The 13,217-nt window shown below is 62.9% G+C and carries 13 protein-coding genes; 5 read left to right on the top strand and 8 right to left on the bottom strand.

Features of this window, described 5'->3' with window-relative positions; translation table 11 throughout:
* Positions 1–16 precede the first annotated feature (16 nt).
* Positions 17–721 carry a two-component system response regulator KdpE gene (gene kdpE / locus RCH06_RS01740; protein WP_327079719.1) on the top strand — a complete coding sequence of 235 codons (705 nt, stop codon included), beginning with the start codon at positions 17–19 and terminating at the stop codon, positions 719–721.
* A gap of 172 nt (positions 722–893) precedes the next feature.
* Positions 894–1,730, top strand: coding sequence for a pseudouridine synthase (locus tag RCH06_RS01735; protein WP_327079718.1), 837 nt, complete (start codon positions 894–896; stop codon positions 1,728–1,730).
* A 37-nt stretch (positions 1,731–1,767) separates the two neighbouring features.
* Here RCH06_RS01735 and RCH06_RS01730 read toward each other — a convergent pair whose 3' ends face one another.
* Positions 1,768–2,094, bottom strand: a complete 327-nt coding sequence (locus tag RCH06_RS01730; protein ID WP_327079717.1) for a c-type cytochrome — start codon at positions 2,092–2,094, stop codon at positions 1,768–1,770.
* A 64-nt stretch (positions 2,095–2,158) separates the two neighbouring features.
* Positions 2,159–3,433, bottom strand: a complete 1,275-nt coding sequence (locus tag RCH06_RS01725) for a PQQ-dependent sugar dehydrogenase (RefSeq protein WP_327079716.1) — start codon at positions 3,431–3,433, stop codon at positions 2,159–2,161.
* Between the two features lie 518 nt (positions 3,434–3,951).
* Here RCH06_RS01725 and htpG point away from each other — a divergent pair.
* Both htpG and RCH06_RS01715 read left to right on the top strand, forming a co-directional pair.
* The gene (gene htpG, locus RCH06_RS01720; RefSeq protein WP_327079715.1) at positions 3,952–5,841 is read left to right on the top strand and encodes a molecular chaperone HtpG; all 1,890 of its coding nucleotides are present in this window, start codon (positions 3,952–3,954) and stop codon (positions 5,839–5,841) included.
* Positions 5,842–6,139: 298 nt separating this feature from the next.
* Positions 6,140–6,709, top strand: a complete 570-nt coding sequence (locus tag RCH06_RS01715) for a DUF882 domain-containing protein (protein WP_327079714.1) — start codon at positions 6,140–6,142, stop codon at positions 6,707–6,709.
* Between the two features lie 9 nt (positions 6,710–6,718).
* Here the strand turns inward: RCH06_RS01715 and RCH06_RS01710 are convergent, their stop codons facing one another.
* The 5 genes from RCH06_RS01710 to RCH06_RS01690 form a co-directional block, all read right to left on the bottom strand.
* Complete coding sequence (locus RCH06_RS01710; protein WP_327079713.1) at positions 6,719–7,297, bottom strand: M23 family metallopeptidase; 579 nt, start codon at positions 7,295–7,297, stop codon at positions 6,719–6,721.
* Positions 7,290–8,315, bottom strand: coding sequence for a L,D-transpeptidase family protein (locus tag RCH06_RS01705; protein WP_327079712.1), 1,026 nt, complete (start codon positions 8,313–8,315; stop codon positions 7,290–7,292). The genes RCH06_RS01710 and RCH06_RS01705 overlap by 8 nt, the downstream gene beginning before the upstream one ends.
* 160 nt (positions 8,316–8,475) lie before the next feature.
* Positions 8,476–9,525 (bottom strand): serine/threonine protein kinase, encoded by a 1,050-nt coding sequence (locus RCH06_RS01700; protein ID WP_327079711.1) that lies wholly within the window; start codon positions 9,523–9,525, stop codon positions 8,476–8,478.
* A gap of 123 nt (positions 9,526–9,648) precedes the next feature.
* Entirely contained in the window at positions 9,649–10,068 is a 420-nt protein-coding gene (locus tag RCH06_RS01695; protein WP_327079710.1) for an organic hydroperoxide resistance protein, read from the bottom strand.
* A gap of 78 nt (positions 10,069–10,146) precedes the next feature.
* Entirely contained in the window at positions 10,147–10,626 is a 480-nt protein-coding gene (locus tag RCH06_RS01690) for a MarR family winged helix-turn-helix transcriptional regulator (protein WP_327079709.1), read from the bottom strand.
* Positions 10,627–10,743: 117 nt separating this feature from the next.
* Between RCH06_RS01690 and RCH06_RS01685 the strand changes: the two genes are divergently transcribed.
* Positions 10,744–11,682: a class I SAM-dependent methyltransferase gene (locus RCH06_RS01685; protein ID WP_327079708.1), complete on the top strand. Its 939-nt coding sequence runs from the start codon at positions 10,744–10,746 to the stop codon at positions 11,680–11,682.
* Positions 11,683–11,856: 174 nt separating this feature from the next.
* Here the strand turns inward: RCH06_RS01685 and RCH06_RS01680 are convergent, their stop codons facing one another.
* Positions 11,857–13,203: a cation:proton antiporter gene (locus RCH06_RS01680; RefSeq protein WP_327079707.1), complete on the bottom strand. Its 1,347-nt coding sequence runs from the start codon at positions 13,201–13,203 to the stop codon at positions 11,857–11,859.
* Positions 13,204–13,217 lie beyond the last annotated feature (14 nt).

Raw genomic sequence — 13,217 nt, 5'->3', positions numbered from 1 at the left:
CTTGAGTCTGGAAACCATGTCCCAATCCAACCCTGTCGCTGTCGTGATTGAAGACGAGCCGCAAATTCGCCGCTTTGTGCGCGCCGCACTCGAAGCCGAAGGCTGGCAGGTGTTTGAAGCCGACACCGCCCGTCGCGGCCTGAGCGAAGCCGGCACCCGCAAGCCCGATTTGCTGGTGCTTGACCTGGGGCTGCCCGACGCCGACGGCCTGCAGGTGATTCGCGACGTGCGCAGCTGGTCGGCGGTGCCCATCGTGGTGCTGTCGGCCAGAGCCCACGAGGCCGACAAAATCGCCGCGCTGGACGCCGGGGCCGACGACTACCTGACCAAGCCGTTTGGCGTGGGCGAGTTGCTGGCCCGCGTGCGCGCCAACCTGCGCCGGCCGCGCTCGGCCCATCCGGACGGCAACGCAGAAGACCCGTTGTTCAGCTTTGGCGACGTGGTGGTTGACCGGCAGGCGCGGCTGGTACGCCGCAATGGGGTCGAAGTTCACCTCACCCCGATTGAGTACCGGCTGCTCACGGTGCTGATTACCCACGTGGGCCGCGTGCTGACGCACCGCCAGTTGCTGCGCGAAGTGTGGGGGCCGTCGCACGCCGGGCAAAGCCACTATTTGCGCATCTACATGGGCCACCTGCGGCAAAAGCTGGAGCGCGACCCGGCCCAGCCGCAGCACCTGCTGACCGAAACCGCCGTCGGCTACCGGCTGGTCGCGCCTTAAAACGTCGCATTTTTTGATTTTTCAAGCCAAAAAGGCTGCTTGTGCATACTGGACGTGCGCTGGCAGCTATGAATTAAAGAGCAAATAGTGTTCCGCCCTGCAGCGTCAAAGCCGCTCCGCGCCCGCTATTCCACGCCGCTGAATGCCGCCGCGTCCTAAAATAGCCCCGCCCATGTCTGAACACACTCCCCCCAAACCTCCTGCCTCCGGTGCGGTGCGTATTCGCGCCACGCCCGCCGCTGACGGCGCGCCCGCGCCGACCATCCGCCTGAACAAACGCATGGCCGACCTCGGCCTGTGCTCGCGCCGCGAGGCCGATGCCTGGATTGCCCAGGGCTGGGTGCGCGTCAATGGCGCGCCCGCCGTGATGGGCCAGCCCGTGGCTGCCAACGCGCGCATCGACGTGGCCCGCGAAGCCGAGCAGCAGCAGCGCCAGCAGGTCACCATCCTGATCAACAAGCCCGTCGGCTACGTCAGCGGCCAGGCCGAAGACGGCCACGAGCCCGCCGTGGCGCTGGTGCAGCCGCAAAACCGCTGGCGCGAATGCAACAGCCGCATGCGCTGGGGCTTTGAGCAACTGCGCGGCCTGGCCCCGGCGGGCCGGCTCGACATCGACTCGATTGGTCTGTTGGTGCTGACACAAGACGGCCGCGTGGCGCGCCAGATCATTGGCGAAGACTCAGGGATTGAAAAAGAATACCTGGTGCGCGTCAGCTACGGCCCCGAAACGCTCAATGTGCAGTCGGTGTTTCCGCCTGAAAAACTCGCTTTGCTGCGCCACGGCCTGAGCCTGGACGGCCAGGAATTGCTGACCGCGCAGGTCGATTGGCAAAACCCCGAGCAACTGCGCTTTGTGCTGCGCCAAGGCAAAAAGCGCCAGATCCGACGCATGTGCGAGCAGGTCGGGCTGTTCGTGACCGGTCTCAAACGCGTGCGCATTGGCCACGTCAACCTGGGCCACCTGCCCATCGGCCAGTGGCGCTATTTGATGCCGCATGAGCAGTTTTAAGGCAGGCAGCCACCGCCCAGTGAGCAGTTCGAGCCGGCTATTGGCCTGCGCTCAGTTCCATGCGCAGTGAGGCATACCAAGCCGACAGGTCATCGATTTCCTGATCGCTCAGTGGTTTGGCAATCACGGCCATCACCTCGTGCGTGCGCTTGCCGCTGCGGTAGTTTTTGAGTTGCTCGACCAGGTAAATTTGCGGCTGGCCTGCCAGATTGGGCGCATTGGGCAGGGTGGCGATGCCTTGCGCGCCGTGGCAGACCGCGCAGACGGCATTGGCCTTGGCCTTGCCGGCGGCGATGTCAGCCGCCGCCGGCAGGGCGAACGCGCCGGCCATCACCACGAAGCACAGGGTTGTCAACAATCGCATGGTTTCAATCCTTCGCGGTCTGTCAGGGGATGGCCGGTGTCGGCTGGCTGTGTTCGCAGCCGGCTCAATTGCTGTAGCTGACGCGGTAAATCGCGCCGGCATAGTCGTCCGAGATCAGCAGCGAGCCATCCTTCATGGGTGCCACATCCACGGGCCGGCCCCGGTAGATGCCGGTTTCACTGTCGAGCCAACCGTCGGCAAACACCTCGGACTTGCCGGCGCTGCCGTTGGCGTTGAGCGGAATGAAGTTGATCAGCGCGCCGGTGGCCTTGCTGCGGTTCCAGGAACCGTGCGCCGCCACGAACATGCCGCCCTGGTACTTGGCCGGGAACTGCTTGCCGCTGTAGAAGGTCATGCCGAGCTGCGCCTGATGCGCTGGAAACTCGACCTGCGGATACACCGCATTGGCGGGCTCCTTCATGTCCTTCAGGTCAAGCGCGGCAGGCGAGCCAGCCACCTTGTAATGACCGTTCCAGTAAGGGTAGCCAAAATGCTGGCCGGCGGCGGTCACGTGGTTCAGCTCGCCCGGCGGAATCTCATCGCCCAGGCCGTCGGTCTGGTTGTCGGTGAACCACAGCGTCTTGTCCTTGGGGTTGAAGTCCATGCCGACCGAATTGCGCACGCCCCGGGCAAATACCTCGCGCTGGCTGCCGTCCATCTTCATGCGCATGATGCCGCCAATGCCCAACTGGCTGTACAGGTCCACCTTGGCGGCGGGCGGCACATTGTGCGGCTGGCCCACGGCGATGTAGAGCTTGCCGTCGTCGGCCACCCGGCAAACGCGCGCCCCGTGGTTGTACGACTCTTCCTCGACCGGAATCAGCTGGCCCTGCGGCACGATCTCGCCCACGGCCACATCCGGGCCTTCATAGAAAAACTCGGCCGCCGGAAAGCTGAGCACGCGGTTGTGTTCGACCACGACCAGAACGCCATCTTTGGTCCAGCAGACGCCGTTGGGCACCTTGAAGTTCAGCGATGGCGCAAACGCCTTGACCTCGTCGGCCACGCCGTCGCTGTTGCGGTCGGTCACGGCCCACACGGTGGTCTTGCGGGTGCCGACAAACACCATGTTGGTCGATGGGGCCACGGCCATGTGACGGGCGTCAGGCACTACCGCAAACAGCTCGATCTTGAAGCCCGGCGGCAGCTTGACACGCTTGAGGTTGTTGCGAATCGCATCGGCGTTTTTGCCCTCCTGCGGCACCGGCGGAATCGTCAGGTCGGTGCCCGACACCTTCATTTGCTTGAGGTTGGACATGTTGTCCTTGGGCGCCTGGGCCGCAGCCCCCAGCCCCAGTCCACCCGCCGCCAGCGCAAGCAACAGTTTCGCAACTTTCATGAAGTCTCCTCCTTAAATAGTTTTGTCAATGCATGAAGCCACACAGCATGGCACCTTATTAACCGCCATCATTTCCAAAAAATCAAGAGCTCGGCGCTTGGATGCCATACGGTCTCGGGTAAACACCCATCGGGTAAATACCCGTCTGAAAAAGCCTGTGAAACGGCGGGCAACCACCACGCTGGAGCCTGCCTGTTTTCTGCAGCTGGGTAACGCAGGCAGACGGGCGCAACTTGTCAAGCAGGGCAGCGACGGCGTCTGCGCGCTTGCATCACCAGTCGGCCACGGCAGCACCGAATGCTGGCTTGAGGCATGCCCGCTGGTGTGAAGGTTCGCCAAAGATGCTACTAAAAAAATAGCTGAATGCGCCCGCTGGCATTGCGCAAGCGGCATGTTTCGCATAAAAAACAAGTTGGCTGACTCGCCAGCAGATCCACTGGCTGGCACAGGGTTGAAAATAGCCGGTTGCGGGCGCATCTGTTGCGCTGTCTTTTACTCATCTTGACTGACCCAAACCCATGCAAAAACAAACCCGTCCCTTTCAAGCCGAAGTCGCCCAACTGCTCAAGCTGGTCACGCATTCGCTGTACTCCAACCCTGAAATTTTCCTGCGCGAGCTGATCTCCAACGCCTCGGACGCCTGCGACAAGCTGCGCTTTGAAGCGCTGAACGACGCCGGCCTGTACGAAAACGACAGCGAACTGAAAGTGCGCGTCAGCTTTGATGCCGCTGCCAAAACCTTGACCATCACCGACAACGGCATCGGCATGTCGCAGCAAGAAGCGATTGACCACCTCGGCACGATTGCCAAGAGCGGCACGCGCGACTTCGTGTCGAACCTGTCGGGCGACCAGAAGGCCGACTCGCAGCTGATTGGCCAGTTTGGCGTCGGCTTTTACTCGGGCTTCATCGTTGCCGACAAGATCACGGTCGAAAGCCGCCGCGCCGGTTTGCCCGCCGCTCAAGGCGTGCGCTGGGTCAGCGACGGCACGGGCGAATTTGAAGTCGGCGAGATTGAGCGCGCCGAGCGCGGCACCAGCATCACGCTGCACATGAAAGACGACGCCGATGAATACCTCAACGCCTGGAAGCTGAAAAGCGTCATCAACAAGTACTCCGACCACATTTCGCTGCCCATCATGATGGAAAAGGAAGAGTGGAAAGAGGGCGAAAACGACCAGCCGGGCGAGATGGCCAAAACCGGCGAATGGGACACCGTGAACCAGGCCGCTGCCCTCTGGACACGTGCCAAGAAAGACATCACGCCCGAGCAGTACGCCGAGTTTTACAAACAGATCAGCTACGACCCCGAAGCACCGCTGGCCTATACGCACAACCGTGTCGAAGGCGCGACCGAATACACCCAGTTGCTGTTCATCCCGGCCAAAGCACCGATGGACATGTTCAACCGCGACAAGGCGGCGGGCGTCAAGCTCTACGTCAAACGCGTCTTCATCATGGACGACGCCCAGGCGCTGCTGCCCAGCTACCTGCGCTTTGTGAAAGGCGTGGTCGATTCATCGGATTTGCCGCTGAACGTGTCGCGCGAACTGCTGCAGGAAAGCCGCGCCGTCAAAGCCATCCGTGAAGGCAATACCCGCCGCGTGCTGTCGATGGTCGAGGACATGGCGAACAACGAGCCGGAAAAATTCACGACTTTCTACGCCGAATTTGGCGCGGTGCTGAAAGAAGGCCTGGGCGAAGACCATGCCAACCGCGAGCGCCTGGCCAAGTTGCTGCGCTTTGCCAGCTCGACCACCGACACCGCCAGCGTGAGCTTTGCCGACTACAAGGCGCGCATGAAGGACGGTCAGGACGCGATTTACTACATCACCGCCGACACGCTGGCCGCCGCCAAGAACAGCCCGCAACTGGAAATCTTCCGCAAGAAAGGCATTGAAGTGCTCTTGATGGCTGACCGCGTGGACGAGTGGGCGCTGAACTACTTGAACGAGTTCGACGGCACGCCATTGCAGTCAGTCGCCAAAGGCGCAGTCGATCTGGGCAAGCTTCAGGACGAGGACGAGAAAAAAGCCGCCGAAGAAGCGCAAACCCAGTTCAAGCCGATTCTGGACAAGCTGAAGGAAGCGCTGAAAGACAAGGCGTCCGACGTGCGCGCGACCTCGCGGCTGGTCGATTCACCGGCTTGTCTGGTGGTGCAGGACGGCGACATGTCCACGCAGCTCGCCCGCATGCTCAAGCAGGCCGGCCAGACCGTGCCAGAGATCAAGCCGATTCTGGAAGTCAATGCCCAGCATCCGCTGGTGAAAAAACTCGAAGCCAGCGCCGAGTTGGCCAGCTTTGACGACCTGGCCAACATCTTGTTCGACCAGGCGCTGCTGGCCGAAGGCGGCATGCCCGCCGACCCAGCCGCTTACGTGCGCCGCGTGAATGCGCTGCTGGTGTAATGCCGCACGCTTGAGCTGAAGCCGCTCAGTCATTGAGAGTCCCGCCGGGCGCTGCCTGCGGGACTTTTTTTATGGGCCGGTGACAAAGTAATGCGCTGCCCGGGATTCGATGCCAACGCGCACGCTGTGATAAGGCGTCTGGGCGTTGTGCTGAAACTGCCACCAAAGCCGCAGCGCGCTTGCTGTACGTCAAGCTGCGCGATACTCCTTGCACCTATCGATGCCCTCGACCGCCCGCCAAACGACGCCCTGCGCCAGGCAATCCGGCGTCGCTGCCGTCAACGCACCCAAAGCCCTCATGACCCCACCCCACCCGCTCACCCCACCGGCCCGTCGTCATTTTTTGCAGCATACCGCCCGTTTCGCTGCGGCGGTGGCCCTGCCTTCGCTGGCAACGCATACCGCGCTGGCGTCAGTGCCCAACACCCGCAAACTGGCCATGACGCACACCCATACGGGTGAAAAAATCGACTTGGTCTATGCCAACGGCGAGCGTTACCTGCCCCAGGCGCTGGGCGGGCTGAACCGCTTTTTGCGTGACCACTACACCGGCGATGTCGGCGTGATGGACCCGCAGATGTTTGATTTTTTGTACCGCGTGCAGCGGGCGCTGGGCAGCAAGGGCGCGTTCGCGGTGATATCGGGTTACCGCTGCCCGGCCACCAACAGCCGCCTGCGCAAAACGGGCAGCGGCGGCGTCGCGACGAAAAGCCTGCACATGGAAGGCCGCGCCATTGACATTCGCCTGCCCGGCGTGCCGCTGGCTGAGCTGCATCAGGCGGCGCTGTCGCTGGGCGCGGGTGGGGTGGGGTTTTATCCGCGTGACCAGTTTGTGCACCTCGACACGGGCCGCGTGCGCAACTGGTAACGCTGCCCGTCAGGGCTTGCGGCCACCCAGAAATTCAAACGGATTGATGGGCTCGCCTTTCCACCACTGCTTTTCAGGCCCAAGCCGAAACAGGGCGAAATGCAGGTGCGGCGCGTCCGGGCTGGCATTGCCGCTGGCGCCGACATAGCCAAGCACCGCCCCCCGGCGCACCGTTTGCCCTTCGACCAGGCCGTCGGCATAGCGGTCCAGGTGCGCGTAGTAATAGGCAAATTGTCCGCTCGGGTCAAACTGGTAGACCGTGATGCCGCCGGGCTGGCTCAAAAACAGCTTGGCGATGCGTCCGTCATTAACGGCCAGCACCGGCGTGCCGCGCGCCGCCATGATGTCAATCGCTTCATGGCCTCTTTTGTCACCGTCGCGGCCGTCGTCAAAGGTGTTGCGCAAGTCGCTGGCTGCCACGCCCTGAACCGGCAGCAGCAGGGACGGCGGCTGAGTAGGCGCTTTGGCGGATGCAAGAGGCGGCGCGGTGTTGGCGGTGGCCGCTTGGGCACCCAACGCAGAAACGAGGCACAGCAGGGCGATAGCGATGCGCCTGCGCCAGCGCCCGGGCTGGCGAAAATCAGGCATGCACTTCCACGGCAAAACCGACTTTCACGACCTGCGCCACGCGCAGCACGTCCCAATTGGTCAGGTGGATGCAGCCGTTGGATTCCGACCTGCCCACGTGCGCCGGTTCTGGCGTGCCGTGAATGCCCCAATGCGGCTTTGACAAGCCGAGCCAGTACACGCCCACCGGATTGTTCGGGCCGGGCGCAATGTCTGCCTTGACATCGGTTTTTTTGGTGCCCTTGAGCAAGTCGGGGTTGAAAGTGAAGACCGGGTCTTTGGCGGCATTTTTGATTTCCATGCGCCCAATTGGCAAGTCGTCCGTGATGCCGCCCATGCTGATCGGAAACGCAGCGACCGGCAGCGCATCCTTGTCGAGCAAATAAAGCACATGCGCCGATTTATCGATGCGGATGGAGGCGGCCTTGGTCGGCGCCTTGTCGCTGCCGGTGGCCGGCACCACAAGGCTCTCGCCGGCCTTGAAGCTGCTGGCCGGGTTGGCGGCGCGCAGCCATTTGGGGCTGCAATGGAATTTTTCTCCCAGCGCTTCCTCAATGGATTCATAGCCCAGCGACTTGAGCTGCGCGCGCGCCATCGTGTCGGCGGGCAGCTTGTCGTAGGCGCGGCCCGCTTCTTCCGCCGTAATCGTGTAGTCGGTCAGCAAGGGCACAGGCTTCTCGCCCATCAAGGCTTTCCATGTTGCCGGGTCAATGCGGCCGCTGGATTTCAGGCTGTTCGCCGTCTGGAACGCGGCCACGATGCGGCCCATGTTGCGTCCAAAAACGCCGTCGATTTCGCCCGGAGAAAACCACGCCTGGTCAAGCAGGATTTGCGCCCGCAAGACGGCCGGACCGCGTGCGCCCTGGGCGAGTGCGGGCGTGTCGGTTGCGGCGTTGACTTGCTCCATCAACGCACTGCCCGTGAGCGAACTGGCAGCGGGTGCGGCAGCGCGGCGCGTGGCGGCTGCAGCCGGAAAAACGGTGCTTGCGGCGAGCCAGCCAAGTAATTGGCGGCGGGCGATCAAAGAGGTTATTGGCATAAAAAAGGTTCTTCTTTAAGGGGTGATGTCGCATGGTAAAACCCGAAAAAGCACAACCGTGTCAGCCAAGGCCGTGTGGTCGGGTGGCTGCAAACCCCCTTGTCGACCTGCGCCCTGCACCGTGCAAGGGGCTGACGATGCGGCGCAAACGAAGGGCCGGCTAGGCCACCAGCGGCGCGGCTTGCATCGCCTCGGTCTGCTCGATGAGCATGTCCACCTGGCCTTTCCAGTAGTCGCTGGAGCCGAACCACGGGAAATTGATCGGGAAAATCGGGTCGTGCCAGCGCTGCGCCAGCCAGGCGCTGTAATGCACCAGCCGCAGCGTGCGCAGCGGCTCGATCAGGGCGAGTTCGCGCCGGTCGAATTCGCCAAATTCGTCATAGCCATCGACCAGCGCGCCCAGTTGGCGCAGCTGCTGGCTGCGCTCGCCCGACAGCAGCATCCACAAATCCTGCACCGCCGGGCCGCTGCGCGCATCGTCCAGGTCGACAAAATGCGGCCCGGCCAGCGGCAAGCCCTCGGGCGTCCACAAGATATTGCCGGGGTGGCAGTCGCCGTGCAGGCGCAGTTGCCGCGCCGGGGGAACGCTGTCCAGCACGCCCTGCGCCACGTTCATGGCTTCGTCAAACGCCTGACGCCAGCGCGATTCCATGTCCAGCGGCAGGTAGCCGCCGGCCAGCAAGCTGTCACGCGAGTCGTAGCCGAAAGTCTGCAGGTTCAGCGCCGGGCGATGCACGAAAGGCCGGGCGCTGCCAACGGTATGGATGCGCGCCAAAAAGCGGCCAATCCACTCCAGCACGTCGAGGTTTTCCAGCTCCGGGCGGCGGCCGCCCCGGCTGGGCGACACGCTGAAGCTGAAGCCGTTGAAGTGGTTCAGCGTCGTGCCGTTCAGCACCAAAGGGCCGACCATCGGGATTTCTGCGGCCATCAGCTCGGCGGCAAAGTCGTGTTCCTCCAGGATTTGCGCGTCGCTCCAGCGGTCAGGCCGGTAAAACTTGACGACCACCACATCGCCGGCCAGCGCGGCGCTGCCGACCGGGCTTTCCAGATGCACCTGGTAGACGCGGTTTTCGTAGCTCGACAGCGCCATCAGCCGGCCATCGCCCAGCAGGCCGACGCTGGCCAGCGCGTCCAGCACCACGTCGGGCGTCAGGTGTTCGTAAACGTGGATGGCCTCGCTTGGCGTCACCGCCTTGTTGTAATCAGTCATGCCTGATTGTCGTTGCACCGGGCGCGGGACTTCAAGCGGCGCAGGCGGGCGCAAAAAAAGCCCAAGGGCCGGTGGCCGGTGGGCTGGGCGCGCAAATGGCGCGGCGTGCTGGCGTAGGCCGGCTTATTTCAGCGTCAGCGTCACTTCAATGTTGCCGCGTGTGGCGTTCGAGTACGGGCACACCTGGTGGGCGGCATCGACCAGGTCTTGCGCGGCTGCGCGGTCCATGCCGGGCAGGGTAATGTCCAGGCGCACGGCAATGCCGTAGCCATTCGGAATCTTGCCCAGATCGACGCTGGCGTCGATGCTGGTGTCGGCGGGCAAAGCCACTTTCTTCATGCCGGCAACCGCTTTCAGCGCGCCGATGAAGCAGGCCGAGTAACCTGCGGCAAACAGTTGCTCGGGGTTGGTGCCGGTGCCGCTGGTGCCGGGCGAGCTCAGGGTGATGTTCAGGTGGCCGTCGTCGGATTTGGCCTGGCCATCACGGCCGCCGGTGGTGTGGGTGTGGGCGGTATACAGCACTTGGTCAAGTTTCGTGGTCATCGGGAGTCCTTTGAAAAAGCCTTGAGGGCAAGGCGGGGTTGAGAAATCAAACAGTCAAACAAAGCGGATGGAACGCGGTCAGGCCGCATCGGTGCGCAGCCGCTCACGCAGGGCCTGCATCTGGCGCGTCAGCGCCACCAGTTCAGGCACCGGGCATTGCGCCGCATTCAAAATGCAGCCGGGAATTTTGGCGGCCTGGGTTTTCAGCAGGCGGCTGGCTTCAGTCAGCGCAATGTGAACCCGGCGCTCGTCGTCCAGGGCGCGCTGGCGCGTGACCAGCCCGGCGGCTTGCATGCGCTTGAGCAGCGGCGTCAGCGTGCCCGAGTCCAGGAAAAGCCGGTTGCCGAGTTCGGACACGCTCAAGCCGTCTCGCTCCCACAGCACCAGCAGCACCAGGTATTGCGGATACGTGATGCCCAGCGCGTCCAGCAGCGGCTTGTAGAGCCGCGTCATGGCAAGCGAAGTCGAATACAGCGCAAAACACAGCTGGTTGTCCAGCCGCAGCATGGCGTCGGTGCTTGGGGTGTCTAGCGTGGAAGAGGGCAAAGTATCCGGCATGGCTAAATTGTAGCGTGCAATTAAATTGTGTGCAATTTAATTTGTGCGGGGCGTTGCCATAAGGCTTTGACGGCGTGCCGCTTGGCCGCAAAAAGTGCGGTACTAAACTGCGGGGTCATGCAAAAAATCAGCCCTACCCCTTCTGCCAAACCCACCCGCAAGGCGCTGGCCGCCGCCCAGTCCGCCCAACCCGCGCAAGTCATTGAAGAACTCCGGCCCGGCCAGTCCATTGAGTTGCTCAAGGAGCTGCACATCCTGACGCGCGACGGCAAGCTCAACCAGGACACGCGGCGCAAGCTCAAGCAGGTCTATCACCTGTATCAGTTCATCGAGCCGTTGCTGAACGAAGTGGCGGCGCAAGGGCAGGGCTTTACGCTGGCCGACCACGGCGCGGGCAAGTCCTACCTGGGCTTTATTTTGTATGACCTGTTTTTTAATGTGGCGCAGGCCGGTCAGCGGCCCAACGGCCATATTTACGGCATTGAAACCCGTGCCGAACTGGTCGAAAAATCGCGCGCACTGGCCGCGCGGCTTGGCTTTGCCCATATGTCGTTCCTGAACCTGTCGGTGCAGGAGGCCACGAAATCTGCTGAACTGCCGCCCACGGTGGACATCGTGACCGCCCTGCATGCCTGTGACACCGCCACCGACGACGCCATCGCTTTCGGCCTGGCGAAGCAGGCGCGCCACATGGTGCTGGTGCCGTGCTGCCAGGCCGAGGTGGCCGGCGTGCTGAAAAAGTCGCGCGCCTTGAACTTGAACAAGAACCCGCTGGCCGAACTCTGGCGCCATCCGCTGCACACGCGCGAATTTGGCAGCCAGATCACCAACGTGCTGCGCTGCCTGCAGCTGGAGGCCAACGGCTACCAGGTCACGGTGACCGAGCTGGTCGGCTGGGAGCATTCGATGAAAAACGAGCTGATTCTGGCCAGTCGCCCGGCCACGGCCAACGCCGGCAAGACCCGCGCCGCGCAAACGCGCCTGCAGCAGGTGCTCGATGAGCTGGGGCTGGGCGAGTTGACGGCGCGGTTTGCCGTGGTGGCCGATTTGACTTGAGCCGGTAAAACCGCCGTCTGAGCAAGCCGTGCGCCGCTTTGGCGTCGGCTGGACTGTTGTACAGCGGTTTTATGCATCAAACAGGCCGCTCGTGCAGTCTGCATGGGCACAAGCAGCTATTGAATTGAGAGTGATTAAAAGTCGCCGGACGATGACGCATCGTCGCGCCAGTTTTCAGGCTTTGGCGTCGCCGCGCTGCTTTTTCTTGGCCAGCTTGCGCGCCTCGTAGTGGTTCATCAGCGGCGTGACGGAAACGCCGTGAATCACCACGGACGCGACAATCACCGCCAGCGTGAGGGACAGCAAGCGCTCGGCCAGCGCCGATTCGATGTCGTGGTTGATGGCATACAGCAGGTAATACATCGAACCAATGCCGCGAATGCCAAACCAGCCCATCAGGTTGCGTTGCGCGCCCTTGACGTGCGTGCCCACCAGGCCGATGTACACCGCCAGGGGCCGAATCACCAAAAACAGCACCGGCACAAACCACAGCACTTCCCACCGGAAATCAACCGTCGCCACCAGCACGCCGATGACCAGCACCATCGCCACTTCGATAAAACTTTCCAGCTGGCTGTTGAAGCGCTGCACGGCATTCATCATGTTGGCCGGCGCTTCGGCCCCTGTGGCGGCTTGCTCTTCAGGACTGAGCGCGGCGTCTTGGGGTGACGGCTCCGGCGCTGCCGGTTCTACGCCTGGCTTGGCATCGTCAATGCGGCGCAGCGCCAGTCCGGCCGCAAACACCGCCAGAAAGCCATAGGTCTGGCACAGCAGCGCCACGCCATAGGTCAGCGCAATCAGCCCCAGCGCGATGAATTCGTCAGAGCCCAGCGCTTCGCGGTGGCGCATGCGCAGATAAAGAATGGTGCGGCCAACCAGCGCCCCCAGCGCATAGCCCAGCGCCAGCCCGCCGGTCACGGCCCACAGCACATCAACCGTCCACCAGCGCCAGCCGCCTTCACCCAGTTCATGCACGCCCAGCAACCCGAGGCCGAGCATGATGAACGGAAAAGCCGTGCCGTCATTTAGGCCGCCTTCGCCGGTCAGGCCAAAACGCAGGCGGTCACGGTCTTGCGGGTTGGCCACCTGCACGTCAGACGCCAGCACCGGATCAGTCGGCGCCAAAATCGCGCCCAGCAGCACCGCCGCGCCCAGCGACAAACCCAGTCCATAGACGCCCAGCGCCGTGATGGCCGCCACGGTCACGAGCATCGACAGCGTGGCCAGCTGCACCGGAATGCGCCAGCGTTTGTCGGTCAATGGCAGTTCGAGTTTCATGCCTGCCGTGAACAGCGAAATCAGCACGGCCACTTCGGTCAGCCGCTCAAGCAGCACGGTGTCGGTCAGCGCATCGAGCTCCAGCAATCCGATGCCGCTTGGGCCGATGGCCAGGCCCACGGCCAAGTAAATCATGGCCGCGCTCAACGGCAGACGGCTGATGAACGAGCCGCCCAGCGTCTTGGCGATCAGCAGCAAGCCAAAAATGACGCAGCCCAGCGTGAACGCATCGGTGCCGTTCATGGGCCAGTCGGTGA

Origin of the sequence: Polaromonas sp. CG_9.5 (assembly GCF_035984465.1) — a bacterium.
Classification (GTDB): Bacteria; Pseudomonadota; Gammaproteobacteria; order Burkholderiales; family Burkholderiaceae_C; genus Polaromonas.
Note: the sequence above shows the minus strand (reverse complement) of the source record. Positions and strands in the feature narration are given on the sequence as shown.